Source organism: Hymenobacter swuensis DY53 (assembly GCF_000576555.1).
GTDB classification, from domain to species: Bacteria; Bacteroidota; Bacteroidia; order Cytophagales; family Hymenobacteraceae; genus Hymenobacter; species Hymenobacter swuensis.
Genome location: NZ_CP007145.1, coordinates 1,115,483 through 1,139,839 on the forward strand (window position 1 = coordinate 1,115,483; position 24,357 = coordinate 1,139,839).

Below are 24,357 nucleotides of genomic sequence, written 5' to 3' on the forward strand. Positions count from 1 at the left end.
GCGGCCTACGCAATACGCTTGGCGTCGCAGGCCGGCAGCCACTCGTCGTGGTGGCAGACGGCACAGTGGGCCAACTCACCTTTAGCCAGCGTCTGGATGTGGGCGCAGCAGGCACAGGCATACTGGCCGGCCTGCTCGGCGCGGTGACGTTTGTCGGCCTTACGCTCGGGCCAGATGGGCAGGCCAGGGCGCACGTCCTCATCGGCAAAAAAGTACACGCTCACGTCACCGGTGGCTTCGATATAGGCGCGGCGGATCTGGCCCAGGTGCTCTATTTGCCGCTGCCTCAATTCTCCGAACAGCTCCTTTTGCGTGAGGTTCTGTTTGGTGAAGTTGGGCAGGTTGATTTCGCCATTTTCCACCAGCAGCACCGGGGCGCCTTCCAGCCAGTCGGAAAACTTCGGAAACCGCTCAGTAAGCCGGTTGAAGAGCAGATACATGGCGGAAACCAGCCCAAATACGACGGCCGCATGCAGCAGCGGAGTGTCATGATAGAGCATGGCGTCGCCGGCGGCTGAGCCCAGGCCCAGAATGATGCTCAACTCGAAGATGGACAGCTGCCGCACCCCGCGCCGGCCCGTCACGCGCAACGCCCCCAGCACCATCAGATACGTTAGAAAGCACCGCAGGCCCACTTCCAGCAGGAATAAAGGCGGTGACTCATCGGAGAAGAAAATACGGTTCCAGTCGAAGGGCTGGATATCGGTGGCAAGGAGCATAAGCAACGGAGGTAGCTGGCGTAGCAGGAATACACTAGCTAACGCAAAGCCAGGGCCGACAGTTAAGCCGGATCCGCTATTCGGGCCAGTCGTGGGGGCCGGGCGGCGGCACTAGGGGCAGTACCAGGTGGTAGGTGGTGGGCGCGAAGCCCATAGCGGCCCAAAACCGCCGGCCCACTTCGTTGGCCACGGCCGCCTGCAGCTCCAGATGGTCGGCGCCCTGGTGCAGAAGCCATTCTTTGGCCGTGAGAAACAGCTCCCGCCCGATGCCCAGCCGCCGGTAGGGCGGGCGCACCATCGTTTCGGCTATGTAGCCGCGCCGCTTGTAGTGCATGCCGTTGTTGCCAATCTGGTACATGGCAATCAGCAGACCAGCCAGGCCATCCGGCGTGTCGGCCACAAAAAACCGCGTGTAGGGTTCCCGCAGCCGATGCAGCAGCACTTGCTTGAGTTCTATCTCAGCCATGCGGTGGTAGCCAAAAACCGGGTGATACTGCTCATGCGAATCCATCAGCTCGCACCACAGGCGGTACACGGCGTGCAGATCGGAGCGGGTAGCCGGGCGAATTATCATGCGGGGAAAGGAGCGGACGAAGCGGTAAGATGCGGACGGATGGCGGAAAACCCAATGCCCGGCTGGATTCTTTTGCTGCTCCGGCCCGGGCGTGGGCACTACCGGAGTAGCAAAAAGCCGCCGGTATCAGGACATGATACCGGCGGCTTTTTGCTTGCTGCAAGGCTATGCGCTGGCCTGATTCAGCTCCTGCACGTCGGCGGGGGTGAGCTGCAGAGTAGTGGCCTGCAGCAGCTCCGTCACCTGCTCGGGGGTAGTGCCGCTGGCAATGGGGCCAGTGAGGCCGGGCTGGGCCATAATCCAGGCCAGAGCTACCTGGGCGGGCGTAGCCTCCGGGTGACGGGCCACCACGGCATCAAGGGCAGCCAGAATGCGGCGGCCCCGGTCGTTGAGGTACTTGGGGCCGATGCTGCTGCCCCGGATGCTTTTCGAGAGGTCGGCCTCTGTGCGGTACTTGCCGGTGAGGAAGCCGGAAGCCAGCCCGAAATAGGGAATTACACCCACGCCGTACTCCAGCACCAGCGGCTGCAGCTCTTTTTCAAAATCAGCGCGGTTGTAGAGGTTGTACTCCGGCTGCAGGCTCTCGTAGCGGGGCAGGCCGTGTGTGGTGCTGGCCTCCAGGGCCTCGCGCAGGCGGGCCGCCGAGAAGTTGCTGGCCCCGATGGCGCGTACTTTTCCTTCCTTGATCAGTTCAGCGTAGGCTTCCAGCGGCTCGGTAACGGGCAGCGTCTCATCATCCTGGTGGCTCTGGTAGAGGTCGATGTAATCGGTCTGGAGGCGCTGGAGCGATGCTTCCACCGAGCGGCGGATGTAGTATTTGGCCAGGCCCTTGGTGCCGTCGCCCATCTGCATACCTACTTTGGTCAGGATGAGCACGTCGTCGCGGCGGTTGCGTTGCTTCAGCCACTTGCCCAGCACGGTTTCCGACTCCCCGCCCTGGTGGCCGGGGGCCCAGGCCGAGTACACGTTAGCGGTATCAATGGCGTTGCCGCCGCCGGCCACAAAGGCATCGAGCACGCGGAAGGAGGTGGCTTCGTCGGCGGTCCAGCCGAATACGTTGCCGCCCAGCACCAACGGGGCTATGTGCAGGCCGGAGCGGCCCAGTTCACGGTGTTGCATGTGATAATCGAAAAGGATGGATAGAACAGTCTGGCCTAAACCCGTTCCCGGGCCGATAGGTTATCTTGGCCGCCGAAACTACCCAATCCAACCGTATGCTTTCTATCCGTCTGCTGGTATTCGGTTTGCTGAGCTTGTTGCTGTGGGCTGCCGGGCCAGCGGCCCCGGCGCCAGCCATTACGGAGCGCAACCTGCAGCCGCAATTCGACCAGTACAACGTGCAGGGCTCATTTCTGCTGTGCGAGGAACCGGCCGGCCGCTATGTGGCCTACCGTCTGAAGCGCTGCCGCCAACGGTTTCTGCCGGCGTCTACGTTCAAAATTCCCAACACGCTCATCGGCCTGCAAACCGATGCCCTGTCCGATACCGCCGAAATATGCCGCTGGGATGGGGTGAAACGCAGCTTTCCGCAGTGGAATGAGGACATGACCTACGCCCGGGCCTTGCGGGTTTCGTGCGTGCCGTGCTACCGGCAGCTGGCCCGGCGTGTGGGCGTAGCGCGCTACCAGCAGTGGCTGCAGAAGCTGCGCTACCCCGGCATGGTAGTCACGCCCGCCACGCTGGATACTTTCTGGCTCGGGGGAAAGTCACGCATCAGTCAGTTTGAGCAGGTGGATTTCCTGCGTCGTTTACAGGCTGAAACCCTGCCCATAGAAAAACGCCACCAGCGGGCCGTGAAGCAACTGCTTATCCTCCGCAAAACGCCTGCGTACACCCTTTACGGCAAAACCGGCTGGCGTTTCCGCTCCGCCCGTAACCCCGACAACGGCTGGCTGGTAGGCTGGCTGGAACGTGCGGATGGCCGCCGGGCCTTCTTTGCCCTCAATGTAGAGCCCCGGCCCGGCCCCGTGAATGACGACCAATTCATCGCCAGCCGCCGGGCCGTGACGGAGGCCGTATTGCGGGAGCTGGGGTGGCTGTAGCTTTAGGTGGTCTTCTACCGCTACCTTAGCAGCATGCGCTTTTGTCTGTTGCTCCCGTTGCTGTTGCTGCCAGGCCTGCTGACAGCCCAAATACCCCAACGGGCTGATATTCTCATCCGCAACGGCCGCCTATATGATGGCACTGGCAACACCTGGACGCTGGGCGACGTGGCCGTGCGTAACGGCCGCATTGTGGCCGTGGGTCGCTTGCCCGCCAATTATCCAGCTGACACCGTGCTGGATGCGCACGGGCTAGCGGTGGCCCCAGGCTTCTTGGATGTGCACACCCACATTGAGGACGACGAAGTGCGCCAGCCCACGGCGGACAATTTCCTGTACGATGGCGTGACAACGGTTATTACCGGTAACTGCGGCTCCTCACGGCCCGATTTGCGCCGCTACTTCCGGCAGCTGGATAGCCTGCATCTATCCGTAAACGTGGCCTCGTTGGTGGGGCAGGGAACGGTGCGAAAAGCGGTGATGGACCGGGCCCAGCGGCAGCCTGCGGAGGCGGAGCTAACCCGCATGGAGGCATTGGTGGACAGCGCCATGCGCGCCGGAGCAGTGGGCCTGTCGTCGGGGCTGATTTACATTCCGGGTACGTATACCCGTACGCCCGAGCTGGTCCGGCTGGCGCGGGTGGCCGGCCGTTACCACGGCCTCTACGCCACCCACATGCGCAACGAGTCCGACAGCGTCCGGCAGGCCATTCAGGAAGCGCTACAGGTAGGCCGCGAGGCCGGTGTGCCCGTGCAGATTTCCCACCTCAAACTGGGCGGCCAGCAGAACTGGGGCCATACCGATGAGCTGCTCAACCTCATCGAAGCCGCCCGCCAAAGCGGCCAGCAAGTCACCATCGACCAGTATCCATACACGGCCAGCTCCACCAGCCTTAGCACCCTGTTGCCCGATGCCGTGCAGGCCGACGGCCGCGACTCCCTGCGTGCCCGGCTGGCCCGTCCGGCTGTGCGCCGCGCGGTAGAGCAGTTTCTGGTGCAGCGGCTGAAGCGAAAGGGCCTCAGGCATTTCAGCTACGCTGTGGTGGCCAGATTCCCGCCTGAGCCCGGTTACCAGGGCCGCAGTATTGAGGAAATCAACCGCCTGCGCCGCCGCCCGCACACTGCCCGCGCCGAAGCGGCCACCGTGCTGGATGTGGTGCTGCAGTATGATGCCGGCATGGTGTTCCATGGCATGAGCGAAACCGACGTGCAGAACATCATGCGTTACCCCCAGAATATGGTGGCCTCGGATGCCAGCATCCGGGTATGGCAGGAGGGCACGCCGCACCCGCGCGGCTACGGCTCTAACGCCCGCGTGCTGGGCCATTACGTGCGCGAGCTGCGCGTCATCACCCTGGAAGAGGCCATCCGCCGCATGACCAGCCTGCCCGCCCAAACCTTCGGATTCTCCGACCGGGGCCTGCTGCGTCCAGGCTTCGCGGCGGATATTGTGGTATTCGACCCCGCCACGGTGGCCGACAAATCTACGTTTGCACAGCCCCACCAGTATTCGGTGGGCATGCAATACGTGCTGGTTAACGGCCGCCTTACCGTGCGCGAAGGAAAACACACCGGCCAACGTGCCGGGCAGGTGCTCTACGGCCCGGGAAAGCAGTAGCGCTAGGATGACAACTAATTACACCCTTTCCAGCACGCGCCAGCCGTGGCCGGGCACCGGTAGCTCGTCGCCGGGCTGGAACATCAATTGCTGGCCGCTGAACACGTCCCGCCAAGTGCCAGCGGCTTCGGCGGGCAGCGTAAGCAGCGTTTCGTGGGCTTCGGTGTTGATAACGCAGAGGATAGCCGCGTCTTCTTTCTCGCGCAGGAAGCCATACAGCTGCTCCGGGCTGGGGAGGCGCCGGAAGTGGCTGGCCGGGTCGCCGTTGCGCAGGGCCGGGTGGCGGCGCTTGAGTTGGAGCAGCTTTGTGTAGAAATCCTGGAGCGGAATGGCCGACCAGTCAATCGTATCCCGGTCAAAGAACTGCAGGCGGCGGCTGAGGGCGGCTTCCTGGCCCGAGTACACCAGCGGCATGCCGGGCAGCAGCACCGTGAGCACCGCAAACGGCAAGGCCAGCGCCCCCAGCCGCTCGTACTCGGTGCCGTCCCAGCTGTTCACGTCGTGGTTGCTGGTGAAGTGCATCAGGTAGACTGAGGGCGGGTACTTGGCCCGCTCGGCTGCCAGGTACACGTCGATGTCCGCCAGTTGGGCTTTGCCTTCGGCAATGTGGTCGAGCAGGTAGTGCAGGCGCAGGCCGAAGCTCATGTTGAAGGCCCGCTCCAGCAGCTTGGTGTCGGAGTTGAACTCCTCCCAGCTCAGGCCGCCCGAGGGGTACAGCTCGTCCCACTCAGCCAGCATGAACAGCGGCTTCACCTCATCCAGCTCCAGGCGGGCCTCGTCCCAGAAATCGGTGGGTACCAGCCCGGCCACGTCGCAGCGGTAGCCGTCGATGTCGGCCTCGCGCACCCAGTAGAGCAGCGCATCGGTCATGTAGCGGCGCAACTCCCGGTGCGAATAGTCGAAGGCTACTACGTCTGTCCAGTCGGCCACGGGCGGCACGAGGTTGCCGTGGGCGTCGTGCTGGTACCAGTCGGGGTGCTGCTGTACCAGCGGATTGTCCCAGCTGGTGTGGTTGGCTACCCAATCCAGCAGCACGCGCAGGCCCAGGGTGTGGGCAGTTTGTACCAGGTGGCGCAAATCGTCCATCGTTCCGAACTCCGGGTTCACCCCAAAATAGTCCTGCACCGCGTACTGGCTGCCCAGGCTGCCCTTACGTTCCACCTGCCCGATGGGGTGAACCGGCATCAGCCACACGATGCTGATGCCCATGGCCGCCAGCCGGGGCAAATGCGCCTCAAAGGCCCGGAAGGTGCCTTCCGGGGTGAAATTGCGCAGGTTTACTTCGTAGATGGTAGCGTGGGCGGCCCACTCCGGGTGGCGCACCCGAAACAGGTGCGACTGAAGGTGCAAAGGTTCTTCGGCAGACATGGCAGGTTCGTTTCCTGCGGTTGAACGACTGGCGGCGGCTGAGGTTCTTTCAGGAGATGGTGTGGGTAGTAAAAACGTCTGCTGAAAACAGGAACGTCATTCCTCGGCAAGCTCGGAATGACGTTCAATAAACTCCTGGTCTACGCAGCTAAGCGTGCGCTACTGCTTCAGATACTCGGCGGCGGTGCGGTTTTTGGGGTTCAGGGCCAGGGCGCGGCTGTAGTGCTGGGCGGCCAGTTTCTTATTGCCGAGGGCGGCGTAGGTTTCGGCCAGGCTATCGTAAGTATTGGCGCTTTGCGGGTAGAGCTGCACATTGAGCTGGAATACGGCCAGGGCGTCGGTGAGCTGGCCCAACTCCACCAGGGAGTAGCCCCAGGCGTTGATGGCTGTTTCAGGCAGTTCGTAGCCGGGGTTCTGGCGGCAGGCTTTCTTGACTTCTTCCTGGAGATGAGAAAAGCCCCGCTGGCGGAGTGTGCGGTGCAATGTGCGCAGAGTGGGGGGCAGGCCAAAGCCGTCGGCCACGCGCATATCGGGCAGGTAGCAGGCGGCCAGGGCATCCATGAACCGCTCGGGATTGGCCCCTTGCAGGTTGGTCAGCACCACAATGGCCAGCTCGTCCTGGGGGTACACAAACACGGCCGAGCGGCCCCCGCCCACCGGGGCCACGGCGGGGTGCTCGGGGCGCCCGGCCGTGGGCCAGCCCAACGCGTAGCCGTTCAGCTTGCCCCCGAAGCTTCGGGTGGAGCCATCAGTAAGGCGACCCGGCGTCCAGAGCGTGGTCAGGCTTTGGGGCTGCAGCATTTGGCCCTGTTGCAGAGCCACCAGCCAGCGGGCTACTTCCTGGGCTGTGGAGCTCATGCCGGCTGCCGTGCGCAATGAGGGCGGAAACACCTCAAACAGGTTGCGCAGCTCCTTGCCCCGGCGCGGTGCCCCATTCTGATAGTGCGTGAAGGTATAGCCGCGGGCCAGGTGGGGCAATACGTTGTGGGCGTCGCCGAAGCTGGTGCGGGGCATTTTCACCACATCGAGCTGCCGCTGCTGAATGAATTCGGCAAACGGCTGCCCGCTGAGCTGGGTGATGAGACGGCCCAGCAGCAGGTAGTTGGTCTGGTTGTAGGCAAACCCTTCCCCGGGCTTGAACTCCAACGGTTGCTGCTGCACCAGCTGCCAGGCCGCTGCCTCGTTGTTTTCCGTCACCAAGGCGTCCTCGCCCATGATATCGGGCAGACCGGACATGTGGGTGAGCAGCTGCCGCACTGTTACCGGGTGCCAAGTGGCGGGTAGCTCGGGTTGGTAGCGGCCGATGGGCGCGCTGAGGTCCAGCTTGCCGGCTTCCACCAGCTGCATCACCGCCACGCCCACGAAGGCCTTGGTAATGGAGTTGAGGAAGAAGCGCGTCTGCCCCGTCACCGGCACCGAGTCCTGCACGTTGGCCAGGCCGTACTGTCCCAGCTTCACTACCTGCCCGTGGCGTACCACCGCCAGCTGCAGGCCCGGAATACGCAGCTGCCGCATGGCCTGCTGCACTAGCATATCCACGCTGTCGGGGGTAGCGGTTTGAGCGGTGGCGGGGGTAGAAAGGCCCAGCAGCAGGGCCAGGGTGCCGCCGAAGAGGCCGGCGTATAGGGAGTGGAAACGCGTTTTCATAGTACGGTGGAAGAAGGAGTGGCGGTGCCGCAGGCGGTTGGATACGGGTATTTAATGGGGCAGATGGGCCAGCTGCGGCCAGGGTTGCCCAGGAAGCAGGTGATATATATAAGATGTTGATTACTTGATGTAAGAACGCAAGATGCCCTGGCCAAGTAGCCAGGGCATCTTGCAAGTTGAGGCAACACGGTAGATAGTCATCTACTAATACATTGGTCCCTAACTGGAAACACCAGGTAAAAGGTCCGTATGTGCTGTCAAGTCTTACGCTTTCTGCACCTCCAGAATACCGGGCAGGTGAACGACTGTCGGCAGCTGGCCGGTGCGGGCGAAATCGGCCCAGAACTGGCGGACGGGGCGGCCGGCGGCTTCCACCTCGGGCCAAGCGGCCTCGCCCAGCAAAGGCACTGGTGCCCAGGCTGCGGCGGAGCCAAACAGCAACGGCAGGTCGATGGTGTGGGCTCCGCCAAAGTCACTGCCTGGTGGGTGGTAGGGCACGGTAAAGAGGTAGGCTCGGCCGCCGGCGCGGGCGTGGCGGCGGGCAAAAACAGCGGCCGGACCCACGTAAATACGCCGCGAGCCGGCTGTAATGAGGGCCTGCAGCAGAGCTGGCGCCGGGCGAGGCAGCGTGAGCAGACGGCGCAGGCGTGGGGCAATGACGGCAAAGAACCGCAGCTCGTCGGCCGTAGTCCCAATCAGCACGTCGAACTGAGCCGCCACTGATTGCCAAGTCGCGTTGGCTTCGGCTTCGGGCGGCAGCGGAAATGCGCCGTACTGCACTCCAAACGGCATCCCGGCCTTCAGACCCGACCACCGGGCGGCCTGCTCCGCCCGCGGCTGAGCAGCCAATACTTGTGCCAGCGGTGCATCGGGCAGTAGCGGCGTTACGGCCGCCGCCATGGCCCGCGTCATGCGGGCGCGGCCGGGGGCCAGGCCCAACGGAGCACTGTGTAGAATCACGCGCCGGAACAGCTTGGTCGCGCCCTCGGTCAGCATCAGGTGTGCCGCCGCGTCACCGCCCGAGGAGTGGCCCAGGAGCGTGACGCAGCCCGCGTCGCCCCCGAAGGCGGCAATGTTGCGCTGCACCCAGCGCAAAGCAGACAGCAAGTCGAGCAAGCCCAGGTTGGCGGGAGCGTGCTGGTGGCCCAGGAACCCAAGCATGCCCAAGCGGTAGCTCACGGCCACTACCACCAGTTCCTGCTCGCGCACTAGCGGGGCGGGGTCATAGAAAGCCAGGTCGCCGGCCCCGCTTACGTATGAGCCCCCGTGAATCCAGACTAGCACCGGCCGCGCCGGGCCCGTTTGGTAGTTGGGCGGGGCCGTTACGGTCAGCCGCAGACAGTCTTCATCGAAGATGCGGCCGGCTAGGGCCGGCCCCAGCGCTTCCTGCAAAGCGGGGTCGGGTACCTGGGGGCAGGCCGGGCCGGGGGCCGTGGCTGGGCGCAGGTCGGGGTGAGCAGGCTCGTCGACGGGGGGCTGAAACCGGGCGGCGCGGGCGTAGCGGATGCCGCTGGCGCGCACTAGGCCGGCGTGGTAGTGGCCCAGCAGCGGGCTGTCGGGAGTCAGGAACAGGGGAGCAGAATCAGCCATACGGTAGGGGTAACAATTCGGCCGGAGCCGCCTTGCATACCGCCGGCCGGGCGGTGGGGTTGCCGGAGCTGAAGCTGCCGAGCCGGTTTACCGCCGGGTTGCGGGAGCCGCCCCGGCCCGGTAGCGCGTGTCGTAGTCGATACCGCCGAACAGGTAGAGCAGCACGGTGCGGGAGTAGCGCAGGCTCAGGGGCGTGAGCAGTACGGCCGCTACAGCCACGCTGGTCACGTACACCCACACGGCCGGATCGTGCAGCAAGTGGTACACCAGAAAGCCCGTTATCAGCATGATGGCCGTGGAAAACGCGTAGCTGATGTACATGGCACCCCAGAAAAAACCGGGCTCGGGCTCGTAGTGCTGCCCGCACACGGGGCAGTCGGCGGGCATTTCGGCAAAGCGGGTGACATGGAGGGCCGAAGTGGTGAACAGCGGGCCCTGGTGGCAGCGCGGGCAGCGTTGTTGCAGCAGGGCCAGGGCAGTCGAATCAGAAGTTGTCATGCGCGCGGGAGAAGCCGTTGGAGCTTCATGACAAAGGTAAAATGCGCCCCGCGTGCCAGTAAGAGGCGTTTGCGGGTTTATCTGGCACAAATCAACGGAAAGCCGCAGGAATGTGTCATGGCGAGTGAAAAGTACATCTACTGCTTCTCTGGCACGTCATTCCCCGGCAGGCTCGGAATGACGTTCTTCTTCTCACTTCTCGCCTCCGCCGGGGTCTGGCCGGTGTGTTTGCGGAAGTAGCGGCCGAAGTAGGAAGCATCCTCGAAGCCCAGCGTATCGGCTACCTGGGCGACGGTGGCATTGGTGTGGCGCAGCAGGCGGCGGGCCTCCAGCAGTACCCGCTCCTGGATGAGGGTGCTGGCGGTTTTGCCCAGGTGGCGGCGGCACAGCGCGTTGAGGTGGTTGGGCGAGACGTGGAGCCAGTCGGCGTACTGCTGCACGGCACGCTGCTGGCGGAAGTGCTGGTTGAGCAGGCTGCCGAACTCCCGGAGCAACTGCTGGGCGTGGCGGGGCTCTTCGGTGGGCCGGGGCGGGGTGGTGGGGTAGTGGCGGGCGGCCAGCTCCAAAGTCAGCAGTAGGTAGGCCCGGAATACCTCGTTCTGCTGCGCGGCGGGGGTAATGTGCTCCTGCCACATCTGCTCCAGCAGGGGCCGTAACTCGTTATCGGGGGCTGGCAGCTGCAGGACCGGGGCGTGGGCATGGTCGAAGAACGGGTACTCGAACAGGCGGTTGCCGGGGTAGCGCAGCAGGTAGAATTCAGCCTCGAATAGCACCACGTAGCCCTGGGCATCGGCCGAGAGCTGCCAGTGATGCACCTGACCCGGCGTCATGAAAAACACGCTGCCGGGTTGCAACTCGTAGGTCACCAGATCAATGGTATGGGTGCCGTGGCCGTGGGTGACGTAGAGCAGCAGGTAAAAATCGTGGGCGTGGGGCTGGCTCACGCCGGGGAAGTTGGCCACATGCTGGGCCAGCCGCTCCAGGTACCACGGCCGCCGCGCCCGCCCCTGCGGAAACGACTCCAGCGTGAAAACAGGTAGAGACATGGGTACAGGGTAAGAGGGTAGGAGAGGAATACTGAACGTCATTCCGAGCGAAGCCGAGGAATTTCGCGTGCTGACTTTGGAGTGGTAACCAGACGTCGTGGTGGTAACCAGGCAAAGTAGTAGAGCGAATACGGCTACGCTCAGCGTGATAATCTACCGCCATCTTACTCTCCCTCAAACCGGCGCAGACGCTTTTTACTGAGTTCATAGCTGATAATGGCCGGCACGTAGAACGTAACATCGGCTAGGAGCTTGGCCAGCAGGATGCCGCCACTGCGGCTGCCCACGAGGCGGGGCAGCCAGTACATCAGAGCGGGGCGAATGAGCAGACTGTCGAGCACCTCTGCCGGGCCGAATTCTACTGCCAATGCCCGCACATTCTGCCCGAAGGTACGGCGGGTGTAGCGGCGGCCGGCGGCGCGCAGGTGGCGGCGTGTCTGGCGCACATCCTGGCCCAGCAGCCACCCGAAGTAGGCCACGTTGCCGGCCCAGGTGCCGGCCAGGGCCGCCCGCAGCTCCTGCCCCGGAAACAGGTGCCAGGTCAAACCCGCCCCGGCCAGCGTGGCCACCACCGACAATACCTCAGCCGGCAGGTAACGGCGAGCCCACTCGCGGATTTTCGCCTTCATTCGGACTGGAAAAAAGAAACGGCTACTTTGCCGACCCCGACCAAAGATACCGCCGCCCGCTGCTATGCAAATCCCGTTTACTCCGCTGGTATTGGTGCTGTGGGCCGTGGTGGCGCAGGCCCTGCTGGCGGCTGGCCTGCTGTGGGTAGCCCCGGCCAACCGCCTGCCCAACCGGTTTCTGGCCTTGCTGATGCTGAGTATTGCCCTGTGGCTGCTGGATGGTTTTTTTCGGGTGGCCAACATCTACGGGCAGAACGCTAACTGGTACTTCACGCCCATTTACTACTCGTTTGCCTTTGGACCGCTGCTGTATTTCTACGTGCGTAGCCTGGTAAATCATACGTTCCAATTCAGGTTCCGGCATCTGGTGCATTTCGGGCCGGTGCTGGTGCAGGCGGCGCTGTACGGGTGGTTGCGGCTGCAATCCTACCCCGAGCGGTTGTGGTTCTGGGAGCAGGTGCACCGGCCCGTTACGTACCGCATAGAGTTCATCGGCACCTGGGTTTCGCTCACGCTGTACCTGCTGCTGAGTCTGCGGGTGCTGCGCGGGTACCGGCGGTGGCTGGTGGAGAACTTCTCGGAAGTATCCCGACTGCGGCTGTGGTGGCTGCGGGTGTTGCTGGTATTGGTGGGGCTGGTGAGTGCGCAGTGGCTGCTAGAAGTAGTAGTGCGCGAGTTTTTCGGACTTTACTATCAGTACGACTACTCCACCGAACTGCTGGGCGGGGTGCTGTTTCTGATTGGGGTAGTGGGCCTGCGCCAGGCCGATATGCAGGCCGTTCGGTTCGAGCCGGAAGCAGAGCCAGAACCAACCAGGCTGCCCAAGGCGGCCGAAATCGGAGCTGCCGAGGAAATCCCGCCGCCACCCGCTGTGGCAGATGGCACGGTAGCCGCCAACCCGCCGGCTGTGGATGCGGCGGTGCTGGCGCGCATCCGGCACGCGCTGGAAGCGGAGCGAATCTACCTCAACCCCACGCTCACGCTGGCCGAGCTGTCGGCGCACACGGGGCTTGCTCCGCGGCTTATTTCCTTCACCGTTAACCAGGGCTTCGGGCAGAGCTTCAACGACGTGGTGAACGGCTACCGGGTGGCCGAGGTGAAGCGCCGCCTGGCCACCCCGGATGCCCAGCGCCTCACGCTGCTGGGCATTGCGCTGGAAAGTGGCTTCAACTCCAAAACTACCTTCAACCGCATCTTCAAGCAGTTCACCGGCGTGGCGCCCCGAGAGTGGCAGGGGTAGGGTGTGGGAGAGGGTAGGAGGTTAGGCGTTGTCATTGCGAGCAGCGCGAAGCAATCCTTCCTTCACACAGCGCAAACCCCTGAAATGCAGAAAGCCCCTGACGTCCGTGCTGGCGTCAGGGGCTTTTGCATAGGTCGATGTTTAGTGCCCTGAAAAGGACGGATTGGTTCGACTCCGCCTCGCAATGACAACTTCTGCCCCCTCACCCTCACACCCTCAAACAGGCCCCATATCATGAATTGGGGCGTACCAGGGCGGTATATGGGGCGTTTGCGGGAGAGGAGCATGTCACCTTTGGGACGTTCAATAACCACTCCCAAACCCCATGAAGACGCTCCTGTTGCTGCTGGCCCTGGCCGCCTCTTCCGCCACCCCACTACTGGCCCAGACCGCCCCTTCCGCCTGGACGGACCCCCGCCGCGTGCTGCCCGATAAGCTGCGGCAGGTGCCGGTGGGCCTCACGCTCTGGCACACGCCCAACCCCAATTTCCCCGAGCCCAACCCTGAGCAGCCGGGTGGCTACGTGTGGAAGCATAGCACCATGTTACGCTCTGAAGTGGGGAAGCTGACGATAGTAGAGTGCGGCAGCTTTATCTGGTACGACGCCACCGGCTGGAAGCAGAACCTGACCCAGACGCCCGCCGAGTTTGCCGAGCTGTTCCAGTGCCCCGGCGGTCGGCTGCGGCCCGGCCGCACCTACACCTTCGCCAAAAACTACCGCTTCGCCGACAACGCCCGCCAGCTCTACGGCGGCGACGCGCTCTGGTACATCCTGGCCCGCGACCAAGCCGGCCGGCTCTACAAAGGCCTGGGCCTGCTGGAAACCGAAGCTACTCCGCGCTAACCCGAACCGCTCCACCTGATACTCACCCTGTAGCCCGTCCCACGTATGAAAACGCTATTCACCCTGCTTCTCTTGTTTCTGCTGCTCGCCGCCCGGCCCGCTACCGACACGTACCAAATCAACCCCACCGCCAGCCGCGTCACCTGGACCGGCTATGCCGAGGTGGGAAGCTACGCGCCTTCCGGTACCGTGCAGCTGCGCCAGGGCCAATTCGCTTATGATGGCCGCACCTTGCGCGCTGGCCGGTTTGAGTTCGATATGCGCACCATTGAGCAGGAGCAAGTCCAACTGGCCGAACACCTGCGCGGCCCCGATTTCTTCGACGTGGCCAGATATCCAACGGCCGTTTTCGTGCTGCGCGAAGTCAGGGCCGGCCGGGCCAGCGGCCAGCTCACGCTGCGCGGCGTAACCCGGCCGGTACAGTTCCCGCTCACGCTGACCCCGCTCCCCGGCGGGCAGCTTCGCGCTACCGGTACCGTCACGCTCGACCGGACGCAGTTCGGCATCAACCACAATTCCAGCAGCTTTTTCCAGAACCTGGGCAGTTACGCTATCCGCAATGAGTTTACGCTGGCTTTCGAGGTGGTGGCAGCCCGCCGGTAGGGGCTACGGGCAACGCCAGCGGCCTAGGCGGCGTACAGTTTCTGACAGCTGTGTTCCGTCCCTAAACCCCACTGACCTATGAATCACAACGCCCGCATAGAAGAAACCATTCAGAACATCTATGATGCGCTGGAGAACCACCACAACCATCCCGTTGAAAACGGTATCGGGTACATCGACGGCTGGATTTCGGCCCTCGACGGCCTCGGGGGCACGGCCCTGACCGGCCTGCAAGCCGAGCTGCGAAACCTGCGCGGCCACGTGGAGCGCGACGACCGGGCCGCTATTGCAGGCTCGTTGCAGCACCTGGGCCAAGAAACATCCCTTATTGCCCGCAACCTTCACGATGCCACTGGCGACCAGCTCCGTCACCTGGGCCAGACGCTCATCACTGCTGCCGGCAACCTGAAAGTCAGCTAAACGGCCAGCCTCGCATCAAGCACAAAAAAAGCCCCGACACAGAACGTGTCGGGGCTTTTTGCTTTGAGCGACGGCTTAGCGCTGCACCACAATCTGCTGGTGTAGTACCTGTCCGTCCAGGACCAGGCGAAGGGTGTACACGCCCGTAGGCAGGTTAGCTACCGACAGGTGGATATCCGAGCCGACGGCGGCGGCCAGCGGGCGACTAAGCTCCTGCACCGTGCGGCCCTGGGCATCAAACAGCCAGCCCTGGGCCTTGCCGTACGGGCCGCTCAGGCGTACCGTTAGCTGATCGGCGGCCGGGTTCGGGAACACCAGAGCCGTGAGCGACGAGGTGACGCCGGGAACCTGCACCGTCTGCACGGCGGAAAGGGAACTGGTGCCATCCAGATCCACCTGGCGCAGGCGGTAGTACACCACCGAACGGGCGTAGCGGGCCAGGTTGGCATCCGTGAGCTTGTACTCCTGCGCCTGGGTGCTGGTGCCGTGGCCCGTTACGCGGCCAATGGCCCGGAACGTGCGCCCATCCACGCTGCTTTCCACCTCGAAATATGCGTTGTTCAACTCCTGAGCCGTGGCCCACTGCAGCAGCGCGTCGTTGCCTTTGCGCTCGGCCGTGAAGCGCACCAACTTTACTGGCAGCGGCGAGCTGCCGTAGGTGCCAATGAACGTCTGACTGAACGAGTTAACCGGGAAGGTTACCGTGCTGGCCGCCGCGTTGGCCGCCGTAGCCGAAATGGGTGCATCGAAGGCTCCGTCGCTGTTGCTGCCACGCTTGTAGAGCTTCAGGTTGGAAGGCGTTGCGGCGTCACCAGCACTGATCAGGCCCGGGTCGAGGGTATAGGTAACAGCGGCCGTGAAGGTGTTATCATTGTATTTATCCACAATCCAGTAAGCCCGGGTGTGGGTGCTGCGTAGGTTCGGGTCACTCACTGGCGTGCCCAGCGGCGTGCCTTCCAGTCGGGCTACTACCACGTCGTACGGCGCACCGGCAACAGCCGTGAAGTTGATGGCCACGTTGGTGCCCGAGAATGAGTAGTTGCCAGTACCGGTAACTGACTGCAGATTGCTGACCCCGGCACCTACGGGAGCCGTGCTGGTCACGCGGGTCGCGCCGGTAAGCGTACCCACCGCGCCCGAAATACCATCGGTGGTCGTTGTGCCGGCATCGTTGAATTGCGCATACGATACCAGGCCAGTTTCGGTGCCCGAGAGTGTCAAGTGCCGGAGCTGCCGAAGCTCTGTTGCATTCAGGGCTTGGTTCCACTGGCTTACTTCATCAATATCACCGGGGAAGTTGTTGCTACCCGAGGCCGCTACGTTGCCGATGTAGTTGACGCGCGTGGCAGCCGGAGTGCCACTGGCGCCGCCACTGCTCAGAGCTACCCCGTCGAGGTACAACGTCAGGGAACTGCCCGTGTAGGTAGCCGCTACGTGGTGCCACTCGTTGGCTGATACAGTATTAGGGCCGGTTTGACGACTCACTGTAGCGGTACCCGTGCCGAAGCCCGCGCCCAGGCGGCCGTTGCCGGTTACGTAGATATACGGCGCGGCCGAGTTGCTAGTGCCGTTGCCCAGCACGTAGTAGTTAGTGCTGCCCGTACCAATGGCCGGCTTGATCCACGCCACTTGGGTGTAGGCGCCGTTCGTGCCGGTGTTCAGCAGCGGGGCTGGGGTAGTGCTGGCGCTGAAGTCCACGTATCCAGAGGTAGCATCCCCGGTGAAGCGCAACGCGGTGCCCGCCACGCGGCTGATCCGCACAATCTGGCGGTTGCCGGCTGGGTCCGGGGTGCTGGGGTTTCTCGTGCTCGGGAACGATCCGTCGAACAAGGTGAAGCTTGGTGCGGTGGCATCAAGTACGTTACCAATCGTCGCGCCGGGGGCCACGTCGTACACCAGCCAGAAGTAGTTCGTGCCGTTGACGAGTTGCCGGTTACCGCCAATGGTGAAGCTGCCGTTGGGACTGGCCGTGGCGGAGCCGAACTGGTTAGTGGCGGCGAAGGTATTGCTGGTACCAGTGTAGTACACGCGGGCTGCCGCAATATCAGCCGGGCTGGTGCTGCCGGTCGTGGTGAACGTGAACGAGGTGGCGCTAATCGGTGCATCCGGCCCGCCGCCAATGACGATGGCGACCTGCAGAATGGCTTGGTTGGTGCTGCCAGCTACCACGCGCGCCGTGCTGGCCTGTGTGGCCGCGCTGCTGCTATAGGTAGCGGGTACCTGCACCGTGAACGTGTTGGTGGGGCTGGGGGCACTCACCAGTTGGCCGGGGAGCTGGGCCGTAGCATACACTGTGTGGGTTCCGCTGGTCAGGGGCGGCAGGCCGGAGTAGGTCCGGATCCAGGTGCCGCCCGAGTTGGGGGTGACGGCTGCGCCAACCTGCACCCCATCAATGTACACCCGTACCGTGCTGCCAACCACGGCCGAGCCCAGGGAAGTGGGGGTACTATTGGTCGTGGCGCCGTTGGAGGGGATGGTGACAGTCGGGGCCGCTGTCTGGGGCTGGTTGTAGGTAACGCTGTACGCGTTGCTGGCCGAGTTCGGGGTGTTGTTGGCATCTTGGGCTACACCGGCCACCAGGCTTACCGTAGTAGCCGTGCCGGGCGTGGTGGGCGTCACCGTGAAGGTGTAAGGCCCCGCGCCGCTGCCGCTGAAGCTGCCGGTAGTCACGGTACCGTCGGTCACGGTCACGTCGGCATCGGTAAAGCTGGTGCCCACACTCGCGGAGAAGCTCACTGAGAAAGGAATCGGGCTGGTGGTGGTCGTGCTGCCCGTAGCGGCGGCCGAGGAGCTGACGGTGGCCGTCAGGGCCGGAGCCGTCACGCTGAATGAGGCCGAAGTGAAGGTGTCGTACGTCGGAATGTTGTTGGGCTGGATGTTGCCCACGAACACGTCGTTCACGAATACGTTCAACCGTTGGTCAAGCGAGGTGTAGTTGCGCTGGATGGTCCGGAAGCGGACCTGGTAGCTGCCCGTAGGTACGCCCAGGTTCTGCGAGATGCTGGCGTTGTTGTCGGGGTTGCTTTGCACCAAGGCTACCGCGTCGCCGTCGGCGGCCGTCGAGCCAAAGGCGCTGCCGTTACGCGACACGCCGGAGAGGCCGGTGAAGCTCCAGGGCGTGGCAATTACGCCGTCGGCCGTCTTCTTGAAGGTGCCTGGGGCTACGTTGTTGGTCTCGAAGCTGCCGTTTTGCAGGCCGTTGGCGAAGGTCGCGCCGCCGCTCAGTACCTGCACCGCATCCACAAAGGCGGTAATGTCGCCGTTGCCGCTGGCGCTGCCGGCTGCCTGGATGCGCAGGGTGGGGGCCGCCGCGAAACTCTTGGTGATGGTGTAGGTCTCGCCGCTCGTGTAGGGCACGCTCGTAATCGTGGGCGTGGTACCTGTGCTGTTCTGCACGTCCAGGCGCAGGGTGCCGTCGCCGGTACCCGTGTTCACGCCCACCCTGTAGGTCGTACCCGAGCCAACTACGCTGTTGATGCCAGTGCCGGTGATGGTTCCGCTCGTGACAGTAGCCCTGAAGTTGCTGACCGTCAGACCCGTCACATTGCCCGAGAATACCACTTGGTAGAACACCTGGGGTACGGCCGTAGGCGAGAGGTCCAGGCGCGTCACGGAGGTTACCGTGGCCGTGGGCTGCTGGTAGGTGAGCGAGTAATTCGAAGGGGCGGCAGTGTTGAAGTTGCCGGCCGCATCCACTGCCACGTTGGCGGGTACGGCTACCGTGGTAGCGGTGCCGGCCGTGGCGGGCGTCACCGTGAAGGTATACACCGCGCCGGGGCTGGTGCCAGTCACGGTACCGCCGGTAATCGAGCCATTTATCACGGTCACATCACCGGCCACGAAGCCCGTCACGTTTTCGGAGAAAGTCACCGTGAACGGAATGGGCGAAGTAGCCGTAGTGCCGCCCGCAACTCCAGCCGTGCTGCTGATGGCTACCGAGGGGCGCGTCTTGTCGATGTCGTAGGCTTCGCCGCCGGTGAAAGGCAGGTTGCCCACCGTGGGCGTGAGGCCAGTACTGCTGTCCAGGTTCAACCGTAGGGTACCCGAGTTCGAGCCGGTATTGACGACCACCGTGTAGGTAGTGCCCGAGCCGGACACGCTGACTACCGAAGCACCGCTGAGGGTACCGGTCGTGGTGAGGCTGAAGTTGCCGGTCGTCAGTCCGGTCACCGGCGTGGCAAACGTCACGGTGAACGATACCTGACTGGCGTTGGTAGGGTTGGTGGTACCGGCCCGCACAATGGACGCTACTGTGGTTGAAGTAGTAAACGTCTCCGTCGCGCCGTAGCTGGTGCCCGCCGCGTTGATGGCGTAGGCCCGCACGTAGTATGTGGTGGCCGCCGTCAGACCCATAATGTTTTCCGAGAAGGGGCTGGTGGTGGAGGGGTTGGTGTCCTGAACTACACCGGCTTCGCCGATGGTAGGCGTATTGTCGCTGCTGCTGTACACCACGCCGCGCTCCGTCACCGTGGTGCCGTTGCCGTTTACGGTGCCGCCCAGAATGGCGCTGTTGTTCGTGATGGTAGTGGCCGCGCTGGTGGTCACCGTCGGCAGCTGGTCGCCCGTCACCCGAATCAGGTCGAAGGCAAATTCCGCCGCGCCATCGTCGGCAATCAGCTCCAGCTTAAAATCCACCAATTGCCGGTTGGCGTCGGCCGGAAGAGTAAAGTCAAAGTTGGTCAGCGCGGGGGTCACCGTGGCGGTGCCGGCCGGCAGCGTGGGCAGGTTGGCCAGGTCTTCGGGCCGGTCCTGCTTCAGGTCCCCAGTACCGTTGGTGGAGGTAGTGTTGCCGCGAAACGAGCCGAACAGCTTCCAGGTACCGCTGCTGCCGCCCGTGCGGTAGTACATCTTGAACGAGTCGGTATTCTGCCAACGCGCGCCACTGCCCGACGAAGCCCCCAGGCGGATGGAAAACCTCAGATTGCCGAAGTTGGTCGCGTCTACCTGCTGGGTTTCCAGCCGGCCAACCCGCTCCGGGTTTTGCAGGACGGCGTTGACATTTACCCCATACCAGTAAAACCCGTTGCTGATGTTGGTGAACGTAATGCCTCCCGTATTCAACGGACTGGGCGTGACGTTGGTACGGGTAAAAGCGAAGCCATTGCTGCCGATAAACGTATTCGAGCTGTACCGGGTACCCTCCTCGTCGCTGGTAAAGTCCTGCGTATACGGCAGCGTAGCCGGGCCGCTCAGCAAGGCTTTTACCAGCACGTTGCGCGTCACGGTGGAACTGGTAGAGGTGCCGTTACGCACCACAAACTGAATAGCCCGGTTGCCGCCCCTGGCCGTAGCGCTATTGCTATTGCGGTACCTCACTGATTGCAGCACCGTCTGGTATTGGGCGGCCGTGGCATTGCCCGTCAGGCTCAGCACACCGTTGGCGTACGTGCCACTGATAACGTTGGCAATTGGGGTGAAGGTCAGTTCATCATCGCTCGAGAGGACGTTGCTGACGATGGTCACCGTTGCGCCGGTGATGCCCGTCGCGCTACCGGCAGCAATGGTGCTGGTAACCTGCGTGGATGGGTCACCTTCGTTGTAATTGATCGTCCCGGTCTGCGCATCGCTTAGCGTCGGCGGCTGCACCGAAGTAGGGATGCCCGTGACGCGGATGTTGTCAAAGGCCAACTCTTCACTAGAACCACGCTCGTCTATCACCACCCGAACCATCAGCGAAGCCGGGGAGCTGGGAATGGTAGCAAAAGCGCTGTTGCCAAATGTATAATCCGTCATCCGATAGTTAAGCGTCGCCTTAACCTGGTCGTTGACGTCGGTGTCCAGGTCTTCATCCAGTTCCATGAAGCCAGTGGAACCGTTATTGTTATTGCCCGAGAACCGCCCGATGGTGGTGTAATTGGCACCACCATCAGTTGAGTACTGAATTTCAATTTTGTCGGCGGCATTAAATGAGCCGCCTGACGGGGTAGTGGGGTTTCCGGTGTTAGTAAACGAGCCCGGGCCGCGCGGGTCGGCCAGCGACACCGTTACCTCGATGTTGTCGTACCCACGCGCGTCGAAGGACGTCAGCGTTACGTTCCCCGGGTCACGCCCGCAGGTGGCGCCGGTGTTGCTGGTGCAGCGCACCCCTTCCGCAATCCAGAAGCGGCCCGGGTAGTTCGCCGTACCCGCGCTGTTTTTGATGGCGATGGGGTCAGTAGAGGCACCAAAAGCATAGTTTGATGCGTCAGAAGGATTCTGCGGTGGGTTGGTGGTAGTGATAGTAAAGTACTGGTTGTTAGCCAGTGTAACCCCCGTACCACGTAAGTCGAATGTATTCGACGTATAGTTGACCGCCTCGCCGTTCTCAAACGACTGACTTCGGATAGTAGTCCGCTGAGCCCAGACTTCAAAGACTGATACAAACAGCAGGATTAAACTCAAGAGTATGCTTTTTTTCATATATTTCTTTCTTTTTCAAAGACAAAGCTACTCCGTATTGGTGGAATTTTCTTCGTCTTGGGTGTTACTTTACCGAAATTTCGCTCAACAGTTCGCCAGGTTGTATGCCTAGCTGCACCAGCTGATTACCAGTGAAATAGCCTTCTTTCAAGGCTGCTATATCGAGGCGCAGCGCTTCGCCCGCGCCGCAGGCTACCCACAGCCCCGTCGTCAGGTCGGCGTGGAGTACCGTGCCGGGTGCTACCGGGCCGGTGGCGGCATTGGGATGGGGCAGCACGCTCAGCAGGCGTAGCGGCTGCCCGCGCAGAAAAGTCAGGGCCCCACGGTTCCAGGGGTTGGTAGCCCGCACCAGCCGCTCAATGGCTGCCGCCGGCTCCGCCCAGGTCACGCACACGTCGGCTAGGCCGGGGCGGGGCCAGTAGCGGGCCAGCGCCCCGGCCTGGGCAAAGGGTGCCAGTGGCGGCGCCTCGCCGCGTAGGCTGGCAAGCAGGCGCAGGGCCACCGGAGCCGCCCGCCCGGCCAGTTGAGCCCGGTGCAGCCCGTAGGTGTCGCCCGGCCCGATGGGCACCGGCTCGGTCAGTACCACTGGGCCCGTGTCAAAGTCGGCGTCCATGCGGTGCACGGTCACGGCTCCGGTGGTTTCGCCGTTGCGCAGCAGCCAGAACAGCGGCTCGGGGCCGCGGTAGGCGGGCAGAGGGGCGAGGTGAAAATTGAGGAAGCCCTGCGGAGGCAGCGTTAACACGGTGGCCGGAATGCGCCAGGGCAGGGTAAACACCAGCACTGCCGCTACTGCGAGCGGCTCCAGCCAGGCGGCCAGCTCGGGGCCCAACTGCTGCTGTGTCAGGCGCGTAACGGGCAGGCCCAGCGTTGCTACCTGCTCAGCCAGCTGCTCGGTTTCGGCCTCGGGCGGGCAGCGCGGCACGGCCACGGCCGCCACGCCACCCTGGGTAGCCAGGGCTTGCAGGGCGGGCCAGCCCAGCGGACTGCTGATGATAACGGCAACTTGCATGGATGAAAAAAAGCCAGACCAACCGCGTCAGCCACCAGAAGCAGATCGGCTACCATCGGTGGTCGGCACGCTTGGTCTGGCCTGGCTGCTGCGCGATTAGCCGCGCGAGGGGAAAATACCCGTCAGGGCAATGGCGTAGTTTAGGGTCAGAAACGGCTGCCGGTTTTCATGGGGCTGATTACCTCCGCCTGGGGCCAGCGCCGCGCCGGACAGCGCCGCACCCATTGTGGCGTTAGGTGTACCCGTTGAATAGGGCTTGACGGCCGGATCGGAGCTGGTAACGGCAGGGAAAGTGTTTTCCGACGTGTTGATGTCGGCGTCGCCACCCGCGTTGAGCGTGCCCGTGAAGGTGCTATGTACGTGCTGCGGCATCTGGGGCACGGTCAGCGCCACCCCTTCCTGGCCTTGCACTTGGCCCATGCTGTAGGTACTGCCGCTGATGGGGGAGCGACCCTGGCCCAGGGCCACGCGACCACGCAGGTCGGGCAGCTTAAAGGTCGTTACGCCGTCGCCGCCGTACTGCGTGCCGAGCAGAGAGAACAGCGCCTGGTTCTGGTTGATAGGCAGCGCCTGGCCCTGGCAGAAAGCCCAGCCCCGTGGAGCGCGCGAAAAGCTCATGAGGCGAATTTCGCCGAGAAAATTTTCCATCTGAAACGATAAAAATACGGTTGGAAAGGAGGGCCGGCGCTAGTCGAACGACGGGTAGATGCCTTGCAGGGCGATGATGTAGTTGGTGGCCAGCACCGGCTGAATGTTGGTGTGCGGCTGGTTGCCGCCCGCCACGCTCGACTGGCCGGTTACGGTGCCCGCGTTCAGCTTCGTATCCGAGCCGGGCCCGTAGGAGTTGGCGGCCTGGTTGCCGAAGTAAGCACCGGCGGGGCCGACCTGCCCCGTATCGCCCGCATTAATTGCCGTGACGGCGGCGCTCAGAACGGGGTGCTGATGCACGGCCATTTGCTGGTTCATGAGCGTCACCGATTCCTGCCCGGCCATCATGCCCATCACGTAGTTTGAGCCCCCGGGCGCCTGCCCCTGGCCTACCACCACCCGGCTCTGCAGGTTGGGCACGGCAAACGTCGTCTGTCCGTCGCCGCCGTAGGTAGTGCCGATAAGCGAGTACAGGACGTCATAGTCGTTGATAGACAGCAACTGCCCTTTGCAGAAGACCCAGTTTTCCGGGGCATAGCTGCCCGCAAAAACGCGAATTTCGCCAACGTAATTATCCATAGGTAAAAGTCAGTTGAAGTGGGGGAGTTAGGAGCGCGGCGGAAAAATGCCCGCTAGGCAAATGATGTAGTTGATGGTCAGGGACGGCATCATGTTGCTATGGGGCTGGTTGCCGCCGGCGTCGCCCGCGGTGCCCTTGATCATATTTGGCCCCATCACCCCGCCGCCGCCAGCTTCGCTGTACTGGTTGTCTGCCGTCGAAGCCGGGAAGTTGCCGGTTGGGTCCGATTTGCCGCCCGGAGCACTTTGGGCGAGAAACGAGCCGCTCAGTCCGTGCACATGCGCGGGTATCTGCTGGCTGTTCAGCGTCACATTTTCGACGCCCGTTACCTGGCCCGGCACGTAGGTCGAGAGCCCCGGTCCCTGGCCGACCTGCACGATGGCCTGGCCGCAGAGGTTGGGTAGGGCAAAGGTGGTCTTGCCGTCGCCGCCGTATGTGGTGCCCAGCAGCGAGAACAGGGCGGTGTACCGGTTGATGGGCATGATCTGCCCGGCGCAGAGAGCCCAGTTTATCGGGGCAAAATTGAATCCGACGGCGCGGATTTCGCCTGTGTAAGCGTCCATAGAGGATGTTTAAGGAAAGAGTGGGCGTACAAAAGCCTGCCGCGTGGGAATCCCACGTTATAGGTAGCTGGCAATAGGTAGGTAGAGGAAGGATGTAGCCTGCGCAGAGGCTAAAGGGAGCGGAAAGCGGGACGAATATATAGGATCTATTTCACGCAATAAAGGAATATTTGTATTTTAATGTAAGATTGAAAATGTACAACTGGTGAAGACGTTTAGTGAGTAAGTGCGGTATATGTGTTTGATTTATAAGTGAATAGAGTCAAGTTAAACGCAGTTGAAAAACCACCTTGCTTCCAGCACTTCCTGAGCCTTTTTTGT

The 24,357-nt window shown here is 62.9% G+C and carries 20 protein-coding genes; 6 read left to right on the top strand and 14 right to left on the bottom strand.

The genetic code is table 11. From position 1 onward, the window contains the following. Positions 1-5 precede the first annotated feature (5 nt). From HSW_RS06310 to HSW_RS06320, 3 genes are all read right to left on the bottom strand, one after another. Positions 6-719 (bottom strand): DUF421 domain-containing protein, encoded by a 714-nt coding sequence (locus HSW_RS06310; RefSeq protein ID WP_044001264.1) that lies wholly within the window; start codon positions 717-719, stop codon positions 6-8. Positions 720-795: 76 nt separating this feature from the next. After that, positions 796-1,293: a GNAT family N-acetyltransferase gene (locus tag HSW_RS22590; protein WP_052346180.1), complete on the bottom strand. Its 498-nt coding sequence runs from the start codon at positions 1,291-1,293 to the stop codon at positions 796-798. Positions 1,294-1,458: 165 nt separating this feature from the next. Then, positions 1,459-2,412 (bottom strand): aldo/keto reductase, encoded by a 954-nt coding sequence (locus HSW_RS06320; protein WP_044001265.1) that lies wholly within the window; start codon positions 2,410-2,412, stop codon positions 1,459-1,461. 95 nt (positions 2,413-2,507) lie between these two features. Here HSW_RS06320 and blaOXA point away from each other — a divergent pair, with 95 nt between their 5' ends. Next, a complete protein-coding gene (gene blaOXA, locus HSW_RS06325) occupies positions 2,508-3,335 on the top strand; it encodes a class D beta-lactamase (protein ID WP_155832852.1) in 828 nt (275 codons plus the stop codon). A gap of 33 nt (positions 3,336-3,368) precedes the next feature. Beyond that, on the top strand, positions 3,369-4,952 hold the full coding sequence (locus HSW_RS06330) for an N-acyl-D-amino-acid deacylase family protein (RefSeq protein WP_044001266.1): 1,584 nt from the start codon (positions 3,369-3,371) through the stop codon (positions 4,950-4,952). Positions 4,953-4,970: 18 nt separating this feature from the next. Here HSW_RS06330 and HSW_RS06335 read toward each other — a convergent pair whose 3' ends face one another. From HSW_RS06335 to HSW_RS22595, 6 genes are all read right to left on the bottom strand, one after another. Further along, positions 4,971-6,320: an alpha-amylase family glycosyl hydrolase gene (locus tag HSW_RS06335; RefSeq protein ID WP_052346182.1), complete on the bottom strand. Its 1,350-nt coding sequence runs from the start codon at positions 6,318-6,320 to the stop codon at positions 4,971-4,973. 159 nt (positions 6,321-6,479) lie between these two features. Continuing rightward, the gene (locus HSW_RS06340) at positions 6,480-7,967 is read right to left on the bottom strand and encodes a serine hydrolase (protein WP_044001267.1); all 1,488 of its coding nucleotides are present in this window, start codon (positions 7,965-7,967) and stop codon (positions 6,480-6,482) included. A gap of 264 nt (positions 7,968-8,231) precedes the next feature. After that, the gene (locus HSW_RS06345; protein ID WP_052346183.1) at positions 8,232-9,557 is read right to left on the bottom strand and encodes a carboxylesterase family protein; all 1,326 of its coding nucleotides are present in this window, start codon (positions 9,555-9,557) and stop codon (positions 8,232-8,234) included. 87 nt (positions 9,558-9,644) lie between these two features. Next, a complete protein-coding gene (locus HSW_RS06350) occupies positions 9,645-10,055 on the bottom strand; it encodes a DUF983 domain-containing protein (protein ID WP_044001268.1) in 411 nt (136 codons plus the stop codon). 137 nt (positions 10,056-10,192) lie between these two features. Then, a complete protein-coding gene (locus tag HSW_RS06355) occupies positions 10,193-11,101 on the bottom strand; it encodes an AraC family transcriptional regulator (RefSeq protein WP_052346184.1) in 909 nt (302 codons plus the stop codon). A gap of 164 nt (positions 11,102-11,265) precedes the next feature. Continuing rightward, positions 11,266-11,730 (bottom strand): hypothetical protein, encoded by a 465-nt coding sequence (locus HSW_RS22595; protein ID WP_052346185.1) that lies wholly within the window; start codon positions 11,728-11,730, stop codon positions 11,266-11,268. 64 nt (positions 11,731-11,794) lie between these two features. Between HSW_RS22595 and HSW_RS06365 the strand changes: the two genes are divergently transcribed. The 4 genes from HSW_RS06365 to HSW_RS06380 all read left to right on the top strand — a co-directional run bounded on the left by HSW_RS06365 (position 11,795) and on the right by HSW_RS06380 (position 14,837). Next, positions 11,795-12,970: a helix-turn-helix domain-containing protein gene (locus HSW_RS06365; RefSeq protein ID WP_044001269.1), complete on the top strand. Its 1,176-nt coding sequence runs from the start codon at positions 11,795-11,797 to the stop codon at positions 12,968-12,970. A gap of 325 nt (positions 12,971-13,295) precedes the next feature. After that, positions 13,296-13,814 (top strand): hypothetical protein, encoded by a 519-nt coding sequence (locus HSW_RS06370; RefSeq protein WP_044001270.1) that lies wholly within the window; start codon positions 13,296-13,298, stop codon positions 13,812-13,814. A gap of 45 nt (positions 13,815-13,859) precedes the next feature. Continuing rightward, a complete protein-coding gene (locus HSW_RS06375) occupies positions 13,860-14,417 on the top strand; it encodes a YceI family protein (RefSeq protein WP_044001271.1) in 558 nt (185 codons plus the stop codon). A gap of 78 nt (positions 14,418-14,495) precedes the next feature. Next, positions 14,496-14,837 (top strand): hypothetical protein, encoded by a 342-nt coding sequence (locus HSW_RS06380; protein WP_044001272.1) that lies wholly within the window; start codon positions 14,496-14,498, stop codon positions 14,835-14,837. A 75-nt stretch (positions 14,838-14,912) separates the two neighbouring features. Here the strand turns inward: HSW_RS06380 and HSW_RS06385 are convergent, their stop codons facing one another. The 5 genes from HSW_RS06385 to HSW_RS06405 all read right to left on the bottom strand — a co-directional run bounded on the left by HSW_RS06385 (position 14,913) and on the right by HSW_RS06405 (position 24,036). Then, on the bottom strand, positions 14,913-21,218 hold the full coding sequence (locus HSW_RS06385; RefSeq protein ID WP_155832853.1) for a LamG-like jellyroll fold domain-containing protein: 6,306 nt from the start codon (positions 21,216-21,218) through the stop codon (positions 14,913-14,915). Between the two features lie 82 nt (positions 21,219-21,300). Further along, positions 21,301-22,245: a methionyl-tRNA formyltransferase gene (locus tag HSW_RS06390; protein WP_044001274.1), complete on the bottom strand. Its 945-nt coding sequence runs from the start codon at positions 22,243-22,245 to the stop codon at positions 21,301-21,303. 96 nt (positions 22,246-22,341) lie between these two features. Next, positions 22,342-22,893, bottom strand: coding sequence for a phage tail protein (locus HSW_RS06395; RefSeq protein ID WP_044001275.1), 552 nt, complete (start codon positions 22,891-22,893; stop codon positions 22,342-22,344). 39 nt (positions 22,894-22,932) lie between these two features. Next, positions 22,933-23,472, bottom strand: coding sequence for a phage tail protein (locus HSW_RS06400; protein ID WP_044001276.1), 540 nt, complete (start codon positions 23,470-23,472; stop codon positions 22,933-22,935). A gap of 27 nt (positions 23,473-23,499) precedes the next feature. Then, positions 23,500-24,036, bottom strand: a complete 537-nt coding sequence (locus HSW_RS06405; protein WP_044001277.1) for a phage tail protein — start codon at positions 24,034-24,036, stop codon at positions 23,500-23,502. Positions 24,037-24,357 lie beyond the last annotated feature (321 nt).

What these genes read in the sequence shown, in the direction of transcription:
- HSW_RS06400 (WP_044001276.1), bottom strand. Translation starts at nt 23,472, where the DNA reads ATGGATAATTACGTTGGCGAAATTCGCGTTTTTGCGGGCAGCTATGCC.
- HSW_RS06310 (WP_044001264.1), bottom strand. Translation starts at nt 719, where the DNA reads ATGCTCCTTGCCACCGATATCCAGCCCTTCGACTGGAACCGTATTTTC.
- HSW_RS06370 (WP_044001270.1), top strand. Translation starts at nt 13,296, where the DNA reads ATGAAGACGCTCCTGTTGCTGCTGGCCCTGGCCGCCTCTTCCGCCACC.
- HSW_RS06340 (WP_044001267.1), bottom strand. Translation starts at nt 7,967, where the DNA reads ATGAAAACGCGTTTCCACTCCCTATACGCCGGCCTCTTCGGCGGCACC.
- HSW_RS06405 (WP_044001277.1), bottom strand. Translation starts at nt 24,036, where the DNA reads ATGGACGCTTACACAGGCGAAATCCGCGCCGTCGGATTCAATTTTGCC.
- HSW_RS22595 (WP_052346185.1), bottom strand. Translation starts at nt 11,730, where the DNA reads ATGAAGGCGAAAATCCGCGAGTGGGCTCGCCGTTACCTGCCGGCTGAG.
- blaOXA (WP_155832852.1), top strand. Translation starts at nt 2,508, where the DNA reads ATGCTTTCTATCCGTCTGCTGGTATTCGGTTTGCTGAGCTTGTTGCTG.
- HSW_RS06320 (WP_044001265.1), bottom strand. Translation starts at nt 2,412, where the DNA reads ATGCAACACCGTGAACTGGGCCGCTCCGGCCTGCACATAGCCCCGTTG.
- HSW_RS06330 (WP_044001266.1), top strand. Translation starts at nt 3,369, where the DNA reads ATGCGCTTTTGTCTGTTGCTCCCGTTGCTGTTGCTGCCAGGCCTGCTG.
- HSW_RS06375 (WP_044001271.1), top strand. Translation starts at nt 13,860, where the DNA reads ATGAAAACGCTATTCACCCTGCTTCTCTTGTTTCTGCTGCTCGCCGCC.
- HSW_RS06355 (WP_052346184.1), bottom strand. Translation starts at nt 11,101, where the DNA reads ATGTCTCTACCTGTTTTCACGCTGGAGTCGTTTCCGCAGGGGCGGGCG.
- HSW_RS06395 (WP_044001275.1), bottom strand. Translation starts at nt 22,893, where the DNA reads ATGGAAAATTTTCTCGGCGAAATTCGCCTCATGAGCTTTTCGCGCGCT.
- HSW_RS06380 (WP_044001272.1), top strand. Translation starts at nt 14,496, where the DNA reads ATGAATCACAACGCCCGCATAGAAGAAACCATTCAGAACATCTATGAT.
- HSW_RS06345 (WP_052346183.1), bottom strand. Translation starts at nt 9,557, where the DNA reads ATGGCTGATTCTGCTCCCCTGTTCCTGACTCCCGACAGCCCGCTGCTG.
- HSW_RS22590 (WP_052346180.1), bottom strand. Translation starts at nt 1,293, where the DNA reads ATGATAATTCGCCCGGCTACCCGCTCCGATCTGCACGCCGTGTACCGC.
- HSW_RS06350 (WP_044001268.1), bottom strand. Translation starts at nt 10,055, where the DNA reads ATGACAACTTCTGATTCGACTGCCCTGGCCCTGCTGCAACAACGCTGC.
- HSW_RS06390 (WP_044001274.1), bottom strand. Translation starts at nt 22,245, where the DNA reads ATGCAAGTTGCCGTTATCATCAGCAGTCCGCTGGGCTGGCCCGCCCTG.
- HSW_RS06365 (WP_044001269.1), top strand. Translation starts at nt 11,795, where the DNA reads ATGCAAATCCCGTTTACTCCGCTGGTATTGGTGCTGTGGGCCGTGGTG.
- HSW_RS06335 (WP_052346182.1), bottom strand. Translation starts at nt 6,320, where the DNA reads ATGTCTGCCGAAGAACCTTTGCACCTTCAGTCGCACCTGTTTCGGGTG.